Annotated in this window: 18 protein-coding genes and 1 riboswitch; of the genes, 8 read left to right on the top strand and 10 right to left on the bottom strand. The window is 34.3% G+C overall.

All coding sequences use genetic code 11. The features are described from left to right. Window positions 1-455 precede the first annotated feature (455 nt). The gene (locus JFU18_RS23090; protein WP_201031710.1) at window positions 456-1,109 is read right to left on the bottom strand and encodes a diguanylate cyclase domain-containing protein; all 654 of its coding nucleotides are present in this window, start codon (window positions 1,107-1,109) and stop codon (window positions 456-458) included. Window positions 1,110-1,271: 162 nt separating this feature from the next. Here JFU18_RS23090 and JFU18_RS23085 point away from each other — a divergent pair, with 162 nt between their 5' ends. After that, window positions 1,272-1,505, top strand: coding sequence for a phage holin (locus JFU18_RS23085; protein ID WP_201050344.1), 234 nt, complete (start codon window positions 1,272-1,274; stop codon window positions 1,503-1,505). 31 nt (window positions 1,506-1,536) lie between these two features. Here the strand turns inward: JFU18_RS23085 and JFU18_RS23080 are convergent, their stop codons facing one another. Continuing rightward, a complete protein-coding gene (locus tag JFU18_RS23080; RefSeq protein WP_201031711.1) occupies window positions 1,537-2,037 on the bottom strand; it encodes a hypothetical protein in 501 nt (166 codons plus the stop codon). Window positions 2,038-2,548: 511 nt separating this feature from the next. Here JFU18_RS23080 and JFU18_RS23075 point away from each other — a divergent pair. The 3 genes from JFU18_RS23075 to metE all read left to right on the top strand — a co-directional run bounded on the left by JFU18_RS23075 (window position 2,549) and on the right by metE (window position 7,569). Next, window positions 2,549-4,090, top strand: coding sequence for an MDR family MFS transporter (locus tag JFU18_RS23075; RefSeq protein WP_002014821.1), 1,542 nt, complete (start codon window positions 2,549-2,551; stop codon window positions 4,088-4,090). 91 nt (window positions 4,091-4,181) lie between these two features. Beyond that, a complete protein-coding gene (locus JFU18_RS23070; protein ID WP_002128898.1) occupies window positions 4,182-4,739 on the top strand; it encodes a PadR family transcriptional regulator in 558 nt (185 codons plus the stop codon). Between the two features lie 223 nt (window positions 4,740-4,962). Continuing rightward, window positions 4,963-5,150, top strand: a riboswitch (cobalamin riboswitch). A gap of 130 nt (window positions 5,151-5,280) precedes the next feature. Further along, window positions 5,281-7,569, top strand: a complete 2,289-nt coding sequence (gene metE, locus JFU18_RS23065; RefSeq protein ID WP_002014819.1) for a 5-methyltetrahydropteroyltriglutamate--homocysteine S-methyltransferase — start codon at window positions 5,281-5,283, stop codon at window positions 7,567-7,569. Between the two features lie 40 nt (window positions 7,570-7,609). Here metE and comJ read toward each other — a convergent pair whose 3' ends face one another. Beyond that, window positions 7,610-7,999, bottom strand: a complete 390-nt coding sequence (gene comJ / locus JFU18_RS23060; protein ID WP_002088359.1) for a competence protein ComJ — start codon at window positions 7,997-7,999, stop codon at window positions 7,610-7,612. 39 nt (window positions 8,000-8,038) lie between these two features. Further along, a complete protein-coding gene (nucA, locus tag JFU18_RS23055) occupies window positions 8,039-8,473 on the bottom strand; it encodes a DNA-entry nuclease (protein WP_002014817.1) in 435 nt (144 codons plus the stop codon). A 236-nt stretch (window positions 8,474-8,709) separates the two neighbouring features. On the opposite strand from nucA, the gene JFU18_RS23050 reads away from it, so the two are divergent. Next, window positions 8,710-9,453 (top strand): DUF3967 domain-containing protein, encoded by a 744-nt coding sequence (locus tag JFU18_RS23050; protein WP_002033817.1) that lies wholly within the window; start codon window positions 8,710-8,712, stop codon window positions 9,451-9,453. A 59-nt stretch (window positions 9,454-9,512) separates the two neighbouring features. On the opposite strand, the gene JFU18_RS23045 is transcribed toward JFU18_RS23050, so the two are convergent. Further along, a complete protein-coding gene (locus tag JFU18_RS23045) occupies window positions 9,513-10,787 on the bottom strand; it encodes a sensor histidine kinase (protein WP_002014814.1) in 1,275 nt (424 codons plus the stop codon). A 309-nt stretch (window positions 10,788-11,096) separates the two neighbouring features. Here JFU18_RS23045 and JFU18_RS23040 point away from each other — a divergent pair, with 309 nt between their 5' ends. After that, window positions 11,097-11,297, top strand: coding sequence for a hypothetical protein (locus JFU18_RS23040; RefSeq protein WP_000929276.1), 201 nt, complete (start codon window positions 11,097-11,099; stop codon window positions 11,295-11,297). A 234-nt stretch (window positions 11,298-11,531) separates the two neighbouring features. Beyond that, entirely contained in the window at window positions 11,532-12,695 is a 1,164-nt protein-coding gene (locus JFU18_RS23035) for an aminotransferase A (protein ID WP_002033816.1), read from the top strand. A 4-nt stretch (window positions 12,696-12,699) separates the two neighbouring features. On the opposite strand, the gene malR is transcribed toward JFU18_RS23035, so the two are convergent. The 4 genes from malR to JFU18_RS23015 form a co-directional block, all read right to left on the bottom strand. Beyond that, a complete protein-coding gene (gene malR, locus JFU18_RS23030) occupies window positions 12,700-13,731 on the bottom strand; it encodes a maltose operon transcriptional repressor MalR (RefSeq protein WP_002014809.1) in 1,032 nt (343 codons plus the stop codon). Window positions 13,732-14,012: 281 nt separating this feature from the next. Continuing rightward, a complete protein-coding gene (gene malD / locus JFU18_RS23025) occupies window positions 14,013-14,855 on the bottom strand; it encodes a maltosaccharide ABC transporter permease MalD (protein ID WP_002160656.1) in 843 nt (280 codons plus the stop codon). Next, the gene (gene malC, locus JFU18_RS23020) at window positions 14,856-16,157 is read right to left on the bottom strand and encodes a maltosaccharide ABC transporter permease MalC (protein ID WP_002088367.1); all 1,302 of its coding nucleotides are present in this window, start codon (window positions 16,155-16,157) and stop codon (window positions 14,856-14,858) included. Between the two features lie 76 nt (window positions 16,158-16,233). Next, entirely contained in the window at window positions 16,234-17,493 is a 1,260-nt protein-coding gene (locus JFU18_RS23015) for an extracellular solute-binding protein (protein ID WP_201034275.1), read from the bottom strand. A gap of 324 nt (window positions 17,494-17,817) precedes the next feature. On the opposite strand from JFU18_RS23015, the gene JFU18_RS23010 reads away from it, so the two are divergent. Continuing rightward, window positions 17,818-19,578, top strand: a complete 1,761-nt coding sequence (locus tag JFU18_RS23010; RefSeq protein ID WP_201034276.1) for an alpha-glycosidase — start codon at window positions 17,818-17,820, stop codon at window positions 19,576-19,578. A 38-nt stretch (window positions 19,579-19,616) separates the two neighbouring features. Here the strand turns inward: JFU18_RS23010 and malL are convergent, their stop codons facing one another. Next, entirely contained in the window at window positions 19,617-21,293 is a 1,677-nt protein-coding gene (gene malL / locus JFU18_RS23005; protein ID WP_002128902.1) for an oligo-1,6-glucosidase, read from the bottom strand. Between the last annotated feature and the right edge of the window lie 93 nt (window positions 21,294-21,386).

Below are 21,386 nucleotides of genomic sequence, written 5' to 3'. Positions count from 1 at the left end.
ATCATCAATAATTATTTATACTGCTTGTACAATTTTCGCACTTGAAATTATGTAATGTCTTAAAACATAAAGGTATTTACCTTAATCTTACCTACTGCAAGAAACACTATAATATTTCACCTGATAAAAGATGATTGTTGACCTCTCACGTCTATCATTCCCTTTCTCACTTTCTATCAAATAACCTCTTTGTCCATTTTACATATTGCAAAGGGGACCTCGCAACTCTTACAAAGATTCTTTTAATTTCTTAAAAAGGAAAAGTGTAGAGCATGTTTTCCTCTACACTTTTAAACTGAAAACATTGTGCAAAATGCATTGACACATCCACACACAATTATATGCTGATTTCATATATTTTTAAAGACTTTTGTTACAAAAAAGTTTTTTTTGTAACAAAAGACAAAAAAATGTTACAAAAAAATCTTTATATCATACTTCTTCAAATCAAAGTTTTATTCATGACTTTGCAAGTTTCTATAATTATACAATTGATTTTGTGCCTTTCTAAACAAATCTTCAAAAGTTTTCCCTTCTATAGGATAACTTGCAGCCCCAAATAATAGTGTAGCACTTAATAAATCATTCGCTATTTCATTTTGAATATTTTTGATTAATCGACTTGTTATTGTTGACTTTTCATAGCCATTATCAACAGCTACGATAACATATTTATTTTCATCCCACCTCGTAACTACATCACCTTTTCGAACTGTCTTTACAATTGTACGTTCTACTCTTTGGACTAGCTCATCTAACTTTTTTTCTTGCACTGTGTCTTTTAATACATCCCATTCTTTTACGGAAAGAATATACACTGTAATATTACGAGAATCTCTTTCTGATAAAGCAGCTACTTTTCCAAAAAAATCAACGACAAAATCGTTATTCGTCATTCCTCCTACTTCAATATTTACACGCGTATTCGTTCTTTTATCGTACCAATGTCCAAAATAATAGCTTAGTATCATTTGCAATATATAAATAATAAAGACGGTTAAAAATGATCGCGAATCTAGCTTAGCAATTACATCCTGAAGTGCAATCCATTCTGTAACCGCAACTGTGTTCCCAATTAATAATCCACTAATTTTCCCTTTATGTTTCATACTCTCCCCCTTTTATACCAATATATGTTTCTATAACAATAATGTTTTTCTATAAAATAAAAAATGTACATATTTAATGTACATTTCTACTTAAGCTTGTATACCTTTTCTATTTTATTTCATATATATACTATATATCGTTTTCAGGAAGGAGTGACCTATATGCCTCAAAAAGAAAATCTATTAGATATTATGCGCTTACTAGTCGGCTTTTTGTTATCATTAAAATTACTATTTAACTCTTTCGGAATAAACTTCATTACAAACGATCAAATTGACGCTATAGTAAATGTTATTTCATTTCTATTCATTCTATATTTTGGATACAAAAATAACTATATTGGAAAAAAGGGAGTGGAACAAAAAAAATTACTCAAGAAGCACAATCTTCATTAAAGAAGGAACCTTTCGCACAGGTTCCTTCTTATCATTTTCTGACAACCACTTCATTTGTTTGTAGCGGTCCATATGATACACCTTTATATTGAAATGTATATGTAGCCTGAAATAATGAATTGGGAGGAGCTTTATCTTTATTTGCTTTTATTTGACAAATTAATTCTACCTTTTCACTCGGTGATAAATTATCGATTCGCCACCTTACAAGCTGAAATAAAAACTCACTTATTCCCTTATCTGCTTTTAAAGAGTTTGGGATATACGCGAAATAATCACGAATCATATGACTTACAACTACTCGCGAAATCATTTCAACGCCTTTATTTTCAACTTCAAGTCGAATAATTAGTATGTCATTAACATCATAGATCATCTCATACGAAAATTTTTCTTTATACATACTTCGGATTTGCAATGTGACTGCTACATTGGATGCTTCCGTGTCCTTTTTAGAACCATCAATCCACAAAACCGGCTGTAACGGTATAGGATACCTTCCTTGATCCGAAATTCGTTTCCATATTTTCATAATATATTCACCTCATTCCAGATATATCATCTATACAACTGTATTCTGCCTCTCGGCGCAATAAACTACACTTTGAAAAAATATTGAGCTTGTTACAAACCATATTAAATTTTCCTTCTCCTTTTATCCTATTCGACAATATAAAGAAAAAACCATTTTTAATAGGTTGACACAGGTTATACTTTATTAAATATTTTTTTACAATTTCCTTCCTTGACTACATAACAAAATAAATTCTTACTCTCTCTTTTGGTCAATATAATAAAGTGAAGCTCTAATCAATCGGGCTTTAACGGGCAGTTAAAGCCCGATAAAATAATTTGGCGGTAGAAAACATTTGCCTTTTAGTCAAATTTGACTATAATATAATTTATGATTTCCATCCTTTATATCATGTCAGTGCAATTTTTTATAAAATGAAGAGGAACGATACAAACTGTACATAAAGTTTTTTTATGCATTGCACTAAAAAACTTAAGTTAGTTTAATTTTTATTAAAGGAGGGCTACTTTTGGAAGCACAACTATCAAAAAACGATTCAAGTAAAACAAAATTTGTTGTTGCTGGTTTACTACTTGGTATTCTAATGGCAGCAATGGATAACACAATCGTCGCAACTGCGATGGCAACGATTGTCGGAGACTTAGGAGGGTTCGACAAATTCGTTTGGGTCACATCCGCCTACATGGTAGCAACAATGGCCGGAATGCCTATTTTCGGTAAGTTGTCTGATATGTACGGACGGAAACGTTTTTTTATTGGCGGATTAATTCTCTTCTTATTTGGTTCTGCACTTTGCGGGACAGCATCAAGTATTGAACAACTAAGTATTTATAGAGCCATTCAAGGAATTGGTGGCGGCGCTCTTATGCCTATCGCATTTACAATTATGTATGATATATTCCCGCCTGAAAAACGAGGAAAAATGACTGGACTATTTGGTGCTGTTTTCGGGACATCTAGTGTTTTCGGACCTTTATTAGGTGCTTACATTACAGATTATATAAGTTGGCACTGGGTCTTCTATATTAATATTCCATTAGGACTTATTTCCTTCTTCTTCATTACTAAATACTATAGCGAGTCTCTAGAATATCGAAAACAAAAAATTGACTGGGCTGGTGCTATTACGCTTGTCATTAGTATCGTTTGCTTAATGTTTGCTTTAGAACTTGGTGGTAAAGAATATGCATGGGACTCTAATGTGATTATTGGTTTATTTTCAACTGTTGTTATTCTGCTTATTATTTTCTTCTTCGTAGAAAGAAACGCAACCGAGCCTATTATTTCTTTCCATTTATTTAAAAAACCTTTATTTGCAGCTAGCCAAGGTGTTGCCTTTTTCTATGGCGCAGCTTTTATCATCTGTACAGTTTATATTCCAATCTTCGTTCAAGGTGTTCTCGGTGGTTCAGCCTCAAATGCTGGATTAATTTTGACACCTATGATGGTAGGATCTGTAATCGGAAGTCAAACTGGTGGACAATTAGCTTCACGAACAAGTTATCGTAACATCATGACAGTATCTGGAGTTTTCTTCGTTCTTGGTATTTATTTACTAAGTACTTTAACTATGGAAACACCTCGTACACTCGTAACAATGTTTATGGTGCTTGCTGGACTTGGAGTTGGATTCTCCTTCTCAGTTTTAAGTATGGCATCTATCCACAAACTAGAAATGAGAGATCGCGGTTCTGCTACATCCACGAACTCATTCTTCCGTTCACTTGGAATGACCCTTGGCGTCACGATTTTCGGTACGATTCAAAATCATGTTTTCACTGATAAATTAAAAGCAGTCTTCCCTCCTGAACTAGAAAAAATGGCTCCTAAAGGTGGAGACACAAGCTTTTTATTATCACCAAATGCTACTGAAAAGCTACCTCCTGAAGTACTAAGCGGAATTAAAGAGGCTCTTGCAACATCTATTGCTAATACATTTTTTTGGGCACTTATCCCAGCTACGCTAAGTATAATTTGTATTTTACTTATGGGAAATGAACGTCTTTTAACAGGACCAAAAACAAAGCAAAAACAAAAACAAGTAAGCTAATATAGAAAAACGAAACGGTATATCCCTTTATGAAAGAGGATATACCGTTTATAATATATATAAAGTTTCTATATACAGGAGTTGATACAGCATGAGCATGAAGTTAGTCATTCTCGGCTTGTTACTCGAAGGAGATAAACATCCCTATGAAGTGCAGCACATAATGAAAGAAAGACAAATGGATTGTTATATTAAATATGCCAAGGGATCGCTATACTACGCCTTCGAGCAATTAGAAAAACAAGGTGCGATTAGCATTACCAATATTGTTAGAGATACGAATAGACCAGATAAAACAATCTTCCATATAACAGAGGAAGGAAAAGCCCTTTTCCACACCTTATTATTAAAACAATTTGAAGCGAAAAACCAAATATATAAACCTATTTATTCAGCGCTCTCTTTCGCTCACTTTAGCGACGAACAAGCTCTAGTTCCTATTTTGAAAAAAAAGAGAGATGATACAATGCTCTATTTACATACAATGCAAACGATATACGATCATAATAAACAACTAGTTCCTCGTGCTCAACTATATATTCTACAAAGTGTCATTGAGCATATTAATGTTGAATTACGCTGGCTAAACACGCTCTTACAAGATGCAACTGCAGGTCGTCTTTCAGAAATAGGTGTAGATAATGATTAAGTTTTTCTAAAAGAGGTGCCTCCTCTTTTAGAAAAACTTAACACTATAATTATTCCTCGCAACTCAAAACACCCTCATTTTAATAATAAATAAACATCAAAAAACTTAATTTTCCGAATAAAAAGAAATAAAAAAACTTTAGAATTTTCTTATTTTAAAACAGTGGACAAAATTCCGAAAATTGTGTTAGAATTTGTTTCAATATCATATCGCTTGTTAAATTCCTTTCAAAAGGAAAATAGGTACACGAATATTTCACTTCGTGTTTAAAAGGGAAGTTTGGTGAAACTCCAACACGGTCCCGCCACTGTAAATGCTGAGATTTCTTTTTTGTGCCACTGTGAAAACGGGAAGGTGAAAGAAATTATATGAAGCATAAGTCAGGATACCTGCCTATTTTAACAACACTGATAGACTCACGGATGATGATGAGGTGTTAAGAACAAAAAGGAAGGCTTATTTTTCTATGCCTTTATGCTTTTTGTTATAGGTATTTCCGAGTAAACGGAAATGCTTACTTTCAATTAGGGAGGAATTTAAAATGGCAATTCAAACAAGTAACTTAGGTTATCCACGTATCGGACTACAACGAGAGTGGAAAAAAACATTGGAAGCTTTTTGGTCCAATAAAATTGATGAAGAACAATTTTTAACGACAATGAAAGAAATTCGCCTTCAACACGTCAAAGTACAGCAAGAAAAGGGAATTGAATTAATTCCAGTTGGCGATTTTACATATTATGACCACGTTCTGGATACGGCCTACATGTTAGGATTCATCCCGTCACGTTTTTCAGAGTTTACCTCTTACCTTGATGTATATTTTGCAATGGCACGGGGCTCTAAAGATCACGTTGCTTCTGAAATGACAAAATGGTTTAACACAAACTATCATTACATTGTTCCTGAATATGAAGAAGGATTACAAATCTCTTTAAAAGACAATCGTCCTCTTCGTTTATATGAAGAAGCGAAAAAAGAGTTAGGCGTTGATGGAAAACCAGTTATTTTAGGCCCTTATACATTCCTAAAACTGGCAAAAGGTTATAACGAAGAGCAATTTGCCACTATTTTAAAAGAGCTAGTTGCACCTTATGTACAATTATTCTCTGAATTACACGCAGCTGGAGCACAAATTATTCAAGTTGACGAACCAATCTTCGCATCTTTAACAAAAGATGAAATTAATCAAGCGAAAGAACTTTACGAAGCTATTCATAAAGAGGTTCCAAATGCGAATCTTCTTCTACAAACATATTTTGATAGTGTAGAAGAGAACTATGAAGAAATTATTGCATTCCCTGTTTCTGGTATTGGATTAGACTTTGTTCATGGCAAAGAAGGTAATGTAAATGCTATTTCAAAATATGGATTCCCAGCTGATAAAATTTTAGCTATCGGTTGTATAGATGGCCGTAACATTTGGAGAGCTGATCTTGATGATGTACTTTCTTTATTTACAACATTACAAAATCAAATCACAGCAAAAGGTTTAATTGTTCAACCTTCTTGTAGCTTATTGCATACTCCAATTGATAAAACGGAAGAAACTCACTTAACAAGTGAATTATTTGATGCACTTGCATTTGCTAATCAAAAATTAGAAGAACTAGTCCTTATCCATTCTGCTCTTACTAAAGGTGTAGAAAGCATCAGTAGCGATTTAACAACATATCGTAATGCACATCATGCAATCCGCTCATCAGCTGCACGTAATCGTGAAGATGTAAAAGTGGCACGTACATCACTTAAAGAAGATGATTTCTCACGTCCTCTTCCATTTGAAAAACGATATGAACTACAGCAAGTAGCTTTACAATTACCGTTGTTACCAACAACAACTATTGGTAGCTTCCCGCAAACATCTGAAGTTCGTCAAACACGTAAACAGTGGCGTAACGGCGATATTACAAATGAACAATATAATCAATTCATTGAAAAAGAAACTGCAAAGTGGATTCGTTACCAAGAAGATATTGGTCTTGATGTACTAGTACATGGTGAATTCGAAAGAACTGACATGGTGGAATATTTTGGAGAAAGACTTGCTGGTTTCTCCTTTACTAAAAACGGATGGGTACAATCATACGGTTCTCGTTGCGTAAAACCACCTGTTATTTATGGTGATGTTGCCTTTATAAGTGGAATGACTATTAAAGAAACTGTATATGCACAAAGCTTAACAGAGAAAGTAGTAAAAGGTATGCTAACTGGACCTGTCACTATTTTAAATTGGTCATTCGTTCGAAATGATATTTCAAGAAAAGAAGTATCATATCAAATTGCATTAGCACTTCGTCATGAAATTGAATTACTTGAATCTTCCGGAATTAGAGTAATCCAAGTCGATGAACCTGCACTTCGTGAAGGTATGCCGTTAAAAGAAAAAGATTGGGATGCATACATTACATGGGCAGTTCAATCATTCCTTTTAGCAACATCTTCTGTAGAAAATGAAACACAAATTCATACTCATATGTGTTATAGTAACTTCGAAGATATTGTAGATGCAATTCGAGCGTTAGACGCAGATGTTATTTCTATCGAAACATCAAGAAGTCATGGAGAATTTATTAATACATTAAAGCATACAACATATGAAAAAGGAATTGGTCTAGGGGTATATGATATTCATAGCCCACGTGTCCCAAGTAAAGATGAAATGTTCACAATCGTAGAACAATCTTTACAAGTATGTGACCCTAAATATTTCTGGATTAATCCAGACTGTGGTTTAAAAACACGAAGAACTGAGGAAGTTATACCTGCTTTAGAGCACATGGTTCAGGCAGCAAAAGACGCTCGTTCTCTCCTAAAAACAAACGCATAATAAAAAAACGTGTTATCCTTTTGAAGGATAACACGTTTTTTTATTCTACACTCTCAAAATAGAAGTCGTATTGTACTTTATACAATTCATCGTCTGATGGCTCTTCAAGAGGAGTTGCCTGCAAGACTATCATATATTCCCCGTTCGGAATAGGAATATGATATTTATTAGAAAGAATACTTGTTATATATACTTCTTCATTCTTCACTGTGAAAGGAACTGATATCGTTCTAACCACTTCTTCTTTCTCAATATGATTTCCACAAGTAACTTCCACTTCACAAGTATAGTCAGAGATTGCTTCAAAAATAATAGCTCCATCCACCTCAGCATAGCCTCTTTCAAAATCTTCAGGAGTCCAATCTACATAAGGCTGCTGACCATCATAGTTCATTATCATTAATTGCGAATATGAAATTGTTAATTCCATAACTATCCCTCTCCTCCACTATGAAATGTATGCCAATTACTATTTCACTTCAAATTTCACACGCGTACCATCTGGATATTTGTCTAGCTTATTCCCTACCCAAGAACCTGCACCGCGGTTATCTGCTGGACTTATATATTCAATATGAGCTCCTTTTCCGCCTTCCTTACACATCGCCATCGGCCATTCATCACGATCATAACCTTTCTTCGTCGGATATGGCGCTAACGATAATTTCCTTCTATCCGCTGCACCATTACGATCAATTGTACACATTTCCGAATGTCCTTCTTTTATAGCATCCGTTATATGTTTCCCGGTCTCTGGATATCGTTCTTTCGGGAACTCTAGAATTTGATCATACGTAGTTGTTTTTTTAGTACTTGTCTCCTCTGGCACAAGTACTTCATATACTGCTACCAAAAGAGAAAGAATTGCAATAATTGAAATGATAATACCTTTAAATTGCTTCATGTGTACCTCCGTGTTCCTACCAATTTCTTTTCCTCAGTTATTATAACAAACTTCTTCTATGTATGTTTTCAGACATTATTTTAGCTCTTCCTCTCCATTCCGCCAAAAACATTCATTTTTCTTCATCTTTTCACTAATGCTGTAGAAAACTAATAACCTTCCGACATTCTTTTTCAAAGGAAGTCCACATAAAAGGTTGAAATGATATATACGATACTTTTTGGGGAGGAACTATCATGGAAGCTATTTATAAAACGAAAGATGTTACAAATAAAACAGGTATCCCAAAACATATAGTCCGAAAATATAGCCAACTCTTAGAGGAACACGGTTATATCATTTCAAAAACAGCTGATGCTCGTATTTATAAATTGGATGATTTAAAACTATTGAAATCTATACATGAAAGAGCTGCTACATTACAAGAAGACATTTCAGAAACAATACCTATTATTTTAAAAGAAAAAGATGCCCCACCTGTACCTGTTATTCAAGATAAACAAGAAGTGCAACCAAAAGAAGATGGGCGTAACTTTGAGGAGTTCATGCTAAAACTTGAAATGCTTGCTCAATTAAATGAAGCAATTATTCATCAAAACTCTACTCTCATTACACAAAATCGTTTAAAAGACGAGAAATTAGATGAACTAATGCAACAAGTTTATGTAAAAGAAGGCTCACAAGAAAAAATGTTACAAGATCTAGTTGTTCACGCCGCTCAAACAGATGCACTCCAAAAAGAAAAAATGGACTTATTAATGAATCATATGTATAAGCGAGAATCCAAACAAGAAGAAAAAATGAATAAACTTGTCAATCAAATTTACAATAAAGATAGCAACCGTGATACACAACTTATGCAAGTTATTCGCGAAATTCAAGAAACAAAAAGATTAGTCGCCGCCTCAAAAGAGCAAAGCTTCTTTCAATCATTTAAAAGTTTATTCGTTCGAACAAAACAAGAAAAAATAAATGAATGAAATTTTGTATCTTTTTCTAATGCACGATAAAATAAAAAGTTACCTTCTATCGGTAACTTTTATTCCTTATATCGTACAGCTGGCAATATAATAATAGCTTCAGTTCCTTTTCCGCTTTCACTTTTATATTCCAATGTGCCATTATGCGCTTGTAAAATACTAAATGTTACCATAAGGCCTAATCCTGTTCCTTTTTCTTTTAAAGAATAATACGGTTGTCCAAGCCTTACTAACTGTTCTTTTGTCATTCCAACACCACTATCTTTAACTCTTATTATTATCAATTCATCTTTTTGAATAGCTGTTACTTTTAAATACCCTTTGTTTCCTTGAATTGCTTCAATACCATTTTTAACAACATTCATAATAGCTTGCTTCAATTTCGTCTTATCGCCGATAGTATAAAGGCTCTCAGAAATCTCAACTTGCAAATAAACGCCCTGCATCGCTGCAAATGATGACATAAGAGTTGTCATTTCAATTAATTGTGCTGATAAACAAATATGTTCTTTTTTTTCAATTTGAGGCCTTGCTAAATTTAAATAATCTGAAATAATCTGTTCAGCACGATCCAGTTCAGCTAATACGAGACGCATATAATCTTTGTTTTTTACGTCTTCCGTACTCTCTAGCAATTGAATAAACCCTCGTACAACAGTGAGAGGGTTTCGAACTTCATGTGCAACACTTGCAGCTAACTCACTTACAATATTAAGTTTTTCTGATTTTTGCATTTCTGTACGCAATAATGCATTTTCGTTTAAATACTCAGTCAAATACACTTGAAATACCATTGTCATAACCATAATAAGTGATGCAAATATATACCCACTATATAGATTAGATATGTACGGTGTAAAACCTGTTTCTAAAAGGACATTCAACATCCCGACTACTAATGAAACAAGAACATAAAATGATGCAATCATAAAAGCTAATATTAGCTTCTTATCTCTTGAAAAAAGAGACCATTTCTTTGACAAAAATAATGGAATTATCGAAAGAAATATAACTTCTACCATAGGCAACCAACTAAGCCCCTTAAAAATCCATTCATATGCAACATAAATAATGGCAGGGATGAGCCCAACAATCCCACCATATAAAAAACCACTAACAATTGGGACTGGATGAAAATTGTATCCGCAAACGGTACCAAAACAAATAGAGTATGTCATGGAGAGAACGAGTGTAACGCTAGATAAAAACATAATAAAGTAGCGATTAGGCTTCGGAAGCATTCCTTGATAACGATTTAAACGAATCGCTTCATATAAAAATAGTGGTAAAATAATGATGGCAATTTGGATCATTAAATCACGAATCAGCTCCATAGCCTCTCATCCCCTATATGTATTTTGATATGATTATATCATTTTATAAGTCTATTTGTTTCAAAATTTTGATTTTTCTTAACATCTTTGTTAATTATTTGTTAACAACTAATAATAAATGTTACAAATTTCCGAAATGATTGTAAACCCTGTACCAAATTTCCTTCGTGCAGTATACAATGAATACGGATTACAAAGAAAATAAAAAACACTTCACTAGACGGACAACTATCGCAAAATACAGCATATAATCCATACTATCTATGTTTACAAATAAGTGATCATTACTTTAGTAGGAGGAAGATAAATATGGCGGGTACTACGCTTGTTTTAAAAGAAGAAAATTTGGTTGTGCTAGAAAACGTTGAAAAATCAGTATACGAAGAATTGCAACATAAAGCAGGGGACGAAGACTGTACATGTGCTGTAAATGAATCCGTTGTCCATCTTGGCAAAGTATCTTCCGTACTTTGGAACGAAGATGAAATAGATTGGGAATACGGTTATTAAAAAGTCGCTTGCAGCGGCTTTTTTTGTGTTTATACTTAAGTGAAACTTTAATTAACTCACACAGCTTATACTCTTATAGACATTTGAATCCTCACATAATTTCTTACTTCCACTGAATTTTAAGATACAATTCTTATCTTTCACAAATAGCGGGGGAAATTTTATAAACAAAGCGTAATAGTTGAAAATATGATAAAATGAACTTAATTTTCAAACGGAAGAAAGGGAGATACAATGGAACAATTCATTAATCCTAGAGTGAAGGACATCCAAATTTCTGGAATCCGTCAGTTCTCTAATATGATTCAAAACTATGATAATCTTATCTCTTTAACAATTGGGCAACCCGATTTCCCTACACCTTCTCTAGTAAAAGAAGCAGCTAAACGGGCCATTACAGAAAATTATACAAGCTATACACATAACGCTGGTTTACTAGAATTACGCAAGGCAGCTTGTAACTTTGTAAAGGACAACTACAATTTACATTATTCGCCTGAAAACGAAACCATTGTTACAATCGGTGCTAGTGAAGCGATCGATGTTGCATTCCGAACTATTTTAGAACCAGGAACGGAAGTAATTTTACCTGCTCCTATTTACCCTGGTTACGAGCCGATTATTCGACTATGTGGTGCAACTCCTATTTTTATAGATGTTCGCGAAACTGGATTTCGTTTAACAGCTGAAGCATTGCAACATGCAATTACAGAACGAACAAGATGCGTCGTTTTACCGTATCCTTCTAATCCAACTGGTGTTACCTTATCAAAAGAAGAATTAGAAGATATTGTATCTGTCTTAAAAGATAAAAATATTTTCGTTCTTTCTGATGAAATTTATAGTGAACTTGTATATGAAGAAAAACACACATCTATCGCTCATTTCCCAGAAATGCGTGATAAGACGATTGTCATTAACGGCTTATCAAAATCACATTCTATGACCGGCTGGCGTATCGGACTTTTATTTGCTCCAGAATATTTAGCAAAACACATATTAAAAGTTCATCAATACAATGTTACATGCGCTACTTCAATTGCTCAATATGCTGCAATCGAAGCTTTAACAGCTGCTAAAGATGCACCGAAGATGATGCGCTATCAATACAAAAAACGCCGTGATTACGTGTATAATAGACTCATTCAAATGGGTTTAACGGTTGAGAAGCCAACAGGTGCATTTTATTTATTCCCATATGTTGGACATTTAACATCTTCATCATTTGATTTTGCACTTGATCTTGTAAAAGAAGCTGGGCTAGCCGTTGTTCCTGGAACCGCATTTTCCGAATACGGAGAAGGCTACCTTCGCCTTTCCTATGCTTACAGTATCGAAACTTTAAAAGAAGGCTGTGACCGTTTAGAAGCCTTTCTAAAGAAAAAAGCTAAGAGTTAAACTCTTAGCTTTTTGTTGCATAATGATCACAAGTTTGACGCTTCAATAATTTATGCGGAATAATAATGCATTTTGAAGTAGATTCAGAATGCTCCACCTTATCAACTAAAGCTTTTGCCGCTTCATACCCTAATTGATAAATATTCACATCAACTGTCGAAAGTGGTGGACTAGCAATTTCTGATAATAAAGCATTGTTAAAGCTTACAATCGAAACATCTTTCGGTACAACAAATCCTTTTTTAGAAAGCGCACTTAACACGCCAAGTCCAATTAAATCATCCGTTGCCATAATTGCCGTCGGTGGTTGCTTTAGTCCCATTAATTCCTCAACAGCCTGTTGACCACTCTCTCTTGAAAAATCAAAGTGTAAAATATACTCTTTCGGCAATAGAATATCTGCTAGTTTCAAAGCATCACTCATCCCCGCCAAACGATCTCTCGTTACAAGTAAATCTGATCCACCGCCGATGAATGCGATTTGTTTATGGCCTAATGAAATCAAATATTCCGCTACTTCTCTTGCAGCTGTATAATTGTCATTATCTACATATGTAATTTCATCTTTTCGATCATATGGTTTTCCAATTAAAACAAACGGGAAGTTTTGGTCATGCAAGTATTGAATAATCCGATCGTTCTCTCTTGAATATAAAAGAATAATACCACCGATTTGACGCCCTTGTACCATTTTTACAACACCATTAAAAATTTCATCTTCCGTTTCACCAGTCGACATATAAAGCGCATACCCTTCCACATGTGCAAATGAACTAATTCCTCTTATAACTTCTGGGAAAAACGGATTTTGAAAAGCTTTACTTGCAGAACTCGGCATAACAAGACCAAGTGTCTTCGTCGTTTGGTTCGCAAGGTTTCTTGCATTTAAATTTGGATGATACCCTAATTCACTCATTACTTTTCGAACACGGCGCTTTGTCTTTTCACTTATACTTGGATTATCAGCAATTACACGAGAAACAGTTGATGGTGCTACGTTCGCCTTCTTCGCCACATCTTTAATTGTAACTGTCATAAAAATCCCCTCCTTTCACTTCTCTGCCATTTTCATATATTTTATCTTGCACCCGTTGCAAGTCATAGGAGAAGTCATAAACTGTCATTTATTTATTCTATCTTGCAAAACTTATCATATTCTCCCTCTCCATGTATTGTAAGGGATATAGCTCTTTTTCCTATACTATAATATACTATTTATTTCACTTCTTTTCATATGCGATGTCAAATCTCTTTTCATCTCTCTATAATTTTTTTATAGAGAGATGAAAAGAAAAATGGGACATAATGTCCCATTTCTCATCCTTTCGTACCTCCAGCTGTTAAACCAGAAATAAAGTATTTTTGTAGTGATAAGAATAAAATCGAAATCGGGATTGCAATTAATACGGAACCAGCCGCAAACGTCGTAAATTCATTACCAAATTTCTTCGCTACCATTTCATAGAGTCCAACTGCTAAAGTGTAATTTTCCGGCGTGCGTAAAATAATACTTGCTAAAATGAAATCTGTAAATGGACCGATGAAAGTGAATAATGCTACAACCGCTACGATTGGCTTTGCAAGCGGCATAATGATTTGCCAAAAAATACGGAAGTGTCCTGCTCCATCCATGCGGGCTGACTCATCCAACTCTTTCGGAATCGTATCAAAATACCCTTTCATAAGCCAAGTATTCATTGGAATTGCTCCACCTACATAAATTAAAATTAATGCAAGATGTGTATCAATTAATCCTGTTAACTGTGCTAATACGTATAGTGCGATTAACGCTGCAAAGTTCGGAATCATTTGTAGAATTAAAAATGTTAATAAACCATTTTTTCTTCCGACAAAACGATATCTCGAAAATGCATAAGCAGTAAAGCTAATTGCTAACACCGAAAAAATCATCGTCATAACACTAACTTTTAACGTATTTTTATACCAAAGTAAGTACTTACTTGAATCAAGATCAAGTAGCTTACGATAATGATCTAACGTAGCATTTTTTGGAATAATGCTAGAACCAGACAAACTATCTCCTGGATTAAACGATGAACCAATAATCCATAGTAATGGATAGAAAATAATCGCACACATTATGAAGATAACTAAATAACTTAATGAAAGACGTAACATCTTTTGTCGTTTAATATTCATTTACATCATATCCTCTTCTTGGAATGATTTTGTTCTCTTAAATTGCCATAATGCAACTGTAATAACGATTAACGATAAAATCATTGTAAGAGCTGCTGCTTTTCCGTACTGCGCTGAAGTCATCGTTAACTTATAAATCCATGAAATTAAAATATCCGTTCCACCTGCATCTTGCCCCGCTACAGCAGGACCTCCGCCGTTAAATAGATAAATGATACTAAAGTTATTAAAGTTAAAAGTATATTGTGTAATTAAAATTGGTGCTGTTGCGTATAAAACAAGTGGCAATGTAATTTTGCGGAACTGTTGCCAAGCAGTTGCTCCATCTACTGTAGCAGCTTCATATAATTCTCCTGGAATCGATTGCAATATACCTGTTGTCATTGCAAAGACGAATGGGAAACCGAGCCACGTTTGGATCATAATTAAAGCAATCTTCGCCCAAAACGGATCTGTCATCCAAGCAATCTTTTCAATCCCGAATAAAGCTAATACTTGATTATTAATTGCTCCAAATGTTTCATTAAACATACCCGAGAAGACAAGAATAGATACGAATGCTGGAACAGCCCACGGTAAAATGAAGATTGTTCGAATAATTGCCTTACCTTTAATACCAGGCTGATTTACGATAATTGCTAAGAAAATACCAAGTGCAACTTGTAATGTTGTTGCAACAAATGTCCAAATGACAGTCCAAGAAAATACACTTAAAAATGTCTCTCTCCACATTGGTAATGTGAAAATATCAATAAAGTTTTTAAAGCCCACCCAATCTACTAATTTAGCTGGAGGAGAGTGATATAAGTCATAATTCGTAAATCCAATTAAAATTACAAAAATGATTGGAAATACAACTACAAAGATAAGTAATAGAAATCCTGGTGAAACCATTAAATATGGAAAACCTTGATCTAATAAGTTACGGTATTGCTCTTTTACTGAGTTTAATGGTGTTCCTATATCACGTTTCTTCCCATTTTGGTATGCATCATATAAGTTAAATCCATATATTCCTAGTCCAAACACTATGACGATAAGTGCCAAAATTCCTTCTACTAATAGAAAGACAGAATGGTCACGTGGAACTTCTGTACCGAGCGTTACAATTCCCCATAATCCCATATTTAACAAATCAGCAAATGCTACAATAAATGAACCTGTTAATACTAGAAAAATAAGACCTTTTACAAATTGTTTATTATATATTTGACCCATGCCTGGAATAATAGATAACATGGTCGCCATTTTCCTATGTTTCGAACCGTTCATATCTTTCATTGGTTCCATAGATGTTTGCATGTTCCTTCCCCCTTTTTTCTTCCTACTTGGAAGGGAGAGAATTCGTGCCTCTCCTATTAGAGGCACGAACTTCACCTTATTTTTTATTACTGTGGTTTGCCTCAATATTTCCTTTAATTTGTTTCACTGCACTATCAAGCGCAGATTTTGGTGCCTCTTTATCTGTAACAACTAACTGAAGAGCGTCTCCAGCTGGTTTCCATACTTCTTGCATTTCTGGAATATTCGGCATTGGAATTCCATTTTCTGATTGAGTTGCAACTGCTTTTGCAGCTTCGTTATCTTTAATAACCGGATCTTCCATTACTGATTTTACTGGAGGAATTTCTTTTGTCTTCTCAAATCGAATTTTTGCATTTTCTTCATTTGTTACCCACTCAGTGAACTTTGTAGCTAAATCATTTTGTTTAGAGAAGCTTGTTACATGCCATCCTTTTACCCCAACAAATGTTTTCATCGGTTGACCATTTGGTAATTTCGGCATTGGAGCAACACCATAATCAATTCCGTTCTTTTCCATCGCTTGGAACGCCCACGGTCCATTCATAATAGATGCTGCTTTTCCTTCATTGAATAATCCATCAGCAGCAGGTCCACCAGATTCACCGATAATACCTTTTGGGAATAACTTTTCTTTGTACCATTTTTGAAGATATTCAGCACCTTGTACTGCTCCGCTATTATTTAATCCAACATCACTTGCATTTGGCTTTCCGTCTTTCTCACCAAATACATATCCGCCCATACCTGCCATAAACGCGTTAGCAAAGTAGAAGTTATCTCCTAATGTTAAAAATCCGTACTTGCCATCCTTCGTAAAGTCTTTTGAGAAGTTAAATAGCTCGTCCATCGTTTCTGGAGCTTTTTGCATTAATTTTTTATTGTAAATAAAAATTGGTGTTTCAATTGCTTTTGGTAAACCATATAATTTCCCGTTGTATGTTTGTGCCTTTATTGATAAGTCAGTAAATTTACTCTTCACAGCATCATCTGCTTTTACTTCAGAAAGTAAGCCTTCTGTTACTGCATTTCCGATTTGATCGTGTGGCAATGTTACAACATCTGGTCCCGTCCCCGCTGGTCCATCAAGACGTAACTTCTTCACTTGATCTGTCATTTGCATTTCAACAACTTTTACTTTTACTTTATATTTTTCCTCAAAGCTTTTCACTGCTGGTTCTAAACCAACACCTTTTTTATCATCTTCCCAAACGAGAAGATCATAGTCTTTCTTCGCTTTACTTTCCTCTTTTTTTCCTGAATCTTTCGGTCCACATGCAGATAACATGCCAATTGACAATGCTGAAATCGTTAATAGTGATAATGCTTTCTTCATCCCAAAAACCTCCCTAAATTGTCTATGTACCTCTTTAATTGAAAACGTTTGCATTTAATTGTTTAATAGAAGCGCAAACAATATCTAAATCTATGAAAACGTTTGCGCTATTTGTCTATCATTATACATCCTTTTATTCATTTTGCAAATATTAATTTTCAAAATAATCTTATCACACTCTTTATTCATTGACTTTACATAAAATGAATACTACTCTTATAAGCAATATTAAAGTTATGTGGAAGGCAATCGTTTGCAACATAATCTTTATTATTTCATTTACGGGAACTATATGTATAGAGATATTAAAGGGGGATTTTCTATATGCTTAAAGAAGCGATCTATCATAGGCCAAAAGATAATTATGCATACGCTTACGACGAAAAAACAATTCACATCCGAATACACACAAAAAGAGATGATGTTCACAGCGCCGCTCTCATCTACGGGGATCCGTACGAATGGCAGGACGGGAAATGGATTACAGCAAGTACACCAATGAAAAAAACTGGATCTACTGAGTTATTTGATTATTGGTCGGTTTCAATCAAACCGAAATTTAAACGCTTACGTTATGGATTCGAATTAAAAAACGACGTAGAAACTCTTATTTATACAGAAAGAGGATTTTTTTCTAATATTCCAAATGACGATGTCGGTAACTTTTTCTGCTTTCCATTCATTCATGCAAAAGACGTTTTCAGAGCACCATCCTGGATTAAAGACACAGTATGGTATCAAATTTTCCCGGAACGATTCGCTAACGGGGATAACACATTAAATCCAGCAAACACCCTCCCTTGGGGAAGTACCGAACCAACTCCAACTAATTTTTTCGGCGGAGATTTTGCTGGTATTATTCAAAACCTTGATTACCTTGTGAAGCTTGGAATTTCCGGAATATATTTCACTCCTATTTTCAAAGCTCATTCGAATCATAAATATGACACAATTGATTACATGGAAATCGATCCACAATTTGGGACGAAAGAAACTTTCAAAGAACTCGTCCAGGCGTGTCATAAACATGGTATAAAAGTAATGCTCGACGCTGTTTTTAATCATAGCGGGTACTTCTTTGATAAATTTCAAGACGTGCTGGAACAAGGTGAAAATTCCGCCTATAAAGATTGGTTCCATATTCATGAATTTCCAATTATAACCGAGCCACTTCCTAATTATGATACTTTCGCATTTACACCGTATATGCCTAAATTAAATACAGCACACCCAGATGTAAAAGAATATTTACTTGAAGTAGGGCGTTATTGGGTAAGAGAATTCAATATAGACGGTTGGCGCCTTGATGTAGCAAATGAAGTCGATCACAGTTTTTGGAGAGAATTCCGAAGTGAAATAAAAGCATTAAATCCTGAAGTATATATTTTAGGTGAAATTTGGCACGATGCACTCCCATGGCTACAAGGTGACCAATTTGATGCTGTAATGAGCTATCCTGTTACAAACGCTCTACTTTCTTACTTTGCTAACGAATCCATTCATGCAAGTGAATTTATGAAACAAATTACCGATTCTCTACATTCCTACTCTATGAATGTAAATGAAGCGGCATTTCATTTATTAGACAGTCATGACACACCTAGAATTTTAGCAACATGTAACGGGGATAAAAATAAGTTAAAGTTACTCTATGTATTTCACCTTTCTTTCATCGGTTCTCCTTGTATTTATTACGGCGATGAAATCGGTATGGATGGTGGAATGGACCCTGACTGCCGCAAATGTATGATATGGGATGAAAAAGAACAAGATACTCTTTTATTTACACATATACAAACATTAATTTCATTACGGAAACAACATAAAGCATTTGGAGGAAATGGTACTTTTCAATTCATTGAGGCAAATGATGAACATAATTATATTTCTTATACAAAAACATATGAAGATGAAACTATCTTTTTCGTTTTAAATCCTACTAACAGTGAAGTTACAACTTCACTCCCTCTTCATATTACCAGGAAGAAAATAATTAACATTTATACAAACGAAGAATTTTCAGCGGAAGCAAGTGTATTACAAGTTACACTTCCACCGTATGGATTCTCTATTTTAAAATGGTAATAGTAAAAGCCTTATGCCAGGGTGGCATAAGGCTTTTCTTATTTCAATTTAAATACCATTGCTTCATACGGTCGTAATGTAATGTTTTCTATCAATACATTTTCTACATCATAATTGTGTATTAATAACTCTGCTTCACTATAAATAATGTCCTCAGGCAATTCAAATACACATTCATCTGCAGTAAAGTTTGCAATCACCAGAAGCTTTTCTTCTCCATATGTTCTTACATAAGCAAAAATAGAAGGGTTATTTTCTAATATTAAATCATATGTTCCATACACAACTATTTCATTGTTTTTACGTAATTCAATCAATTTTTTATAGTAATAAAAAATTGATTCTTCATCTTGGATTGCCTGTTTCACATTAATCTCTTTGTAGTTAGGATTTACCGCAATCCAAGGCTCACCCGTTGTGAATCCAGCATGTTCTCTATCATCCCACTGCATCGGAGTTCTAGCATTATCTCGGCCCTTTATATATATAGACTGCATCACTTTATCTATATCTTCGCCGCGCTCTATAACTTTCTCTTTATACATATTTAGTGTTTCAATATCTCGGTATTCATCAATTGATTCAAATCGAACATTTGTCATTCCGATTTCTTCTCCTTGATAAATATATGGTGTCCCTTTCATCATATGAAGTACTGTCGCTAACATTTTCGCTGATTCAGTATGATAAGCTCCATCATTACCAAAACGAGATACAACGCGAGGCTGGTCATGGTTATTCCAATAAAGGCTATTCCATCCTGTTTGTTCTAATGCTTTTTGCCACTTTGTTAAATTTTGTTTCAAAGTAAGAAGTGAGCATGGTTTTACATCCCATTTCCCACCTTCTCCGGAATCTAAATCCATATGTTCAAATTGGAATACCATTTGTAGTTCTTTTCTAGCTTCCCCTGTATACAATTTAGCCTCTTCTGTCGTTACACCAGGCATTTCCCCAACCGTCATAATGTCATACTGAGACAATACGTCTTCATTCATTTCATGCAAATACTTATGAATATTCGGACCGTTCATAAAATGTTTATGCCCTGAAACATATCCTTCTTCATCCGTTTCAACAGATGGTAAGCCATCTTCTTTAGAAATAAAATTAATAACATCCATACGGAACCCATCAATTCCTTTTTCTAACCAAAACTTCATCATGTCATAAACATCTTGTCTTACCTTTTCATTATCCCAGTTTAAATCTGGCTGTTTTTTAGAAAACAGATGTAAATAATATTCATCTGTCATCTCATCATATTGCCATGCAGATCCACTAAATGCTGCTCCCCAGTTATTCGGCTCTTTCCCTTCTTTTCCAGGGCGCCATATATAATAGTCTCTATATTTATTATCTTTCGATTTACATGATTCAATAAACCAATTATGTTCATCTGAAGTATGATTAACAACTAAGTCCATCATAAGTTTCATATTACGTTTATGCATTTCATGTAATAGTTCATCCCAATCTTCCATTGTTCCGAACTCGTTCATAATTTTACAATAATCACTTATATCGTAACCATTATCATCGTTTGGAGATTCATAGACTGGTGATAACCAAATTACATCAATACCTAATTCTTTTAAGTAGTCTAGCTTCGCAAGAATACCACGAAGGTCACCTATACCATCACCATTACTATCCATAAAACTACGAGGATAAATTTGATATACTACACTTTCTTTCCACCATTGTTTTCCCATTATGCTACCCCATTTCATCTATACTATTGATTCTTTTTTCTTTTTTTAAGGCGCAAACGTTTTCATTACTGAATGATAACAGATTCTATCCAA

The sequence above is a fragment of the Bacillus sp. TH22 genome, from assembly GCF_016651015.1.
Lineage (GTDB): Bacteria > Bacillota > Bacilli > Bacillales > Bacillaceae_G > Bacillus_A > Bacillus_A mycoides.
This window is presented reverse-complemented; position numbering and strand designations above follow the sequence as displayed.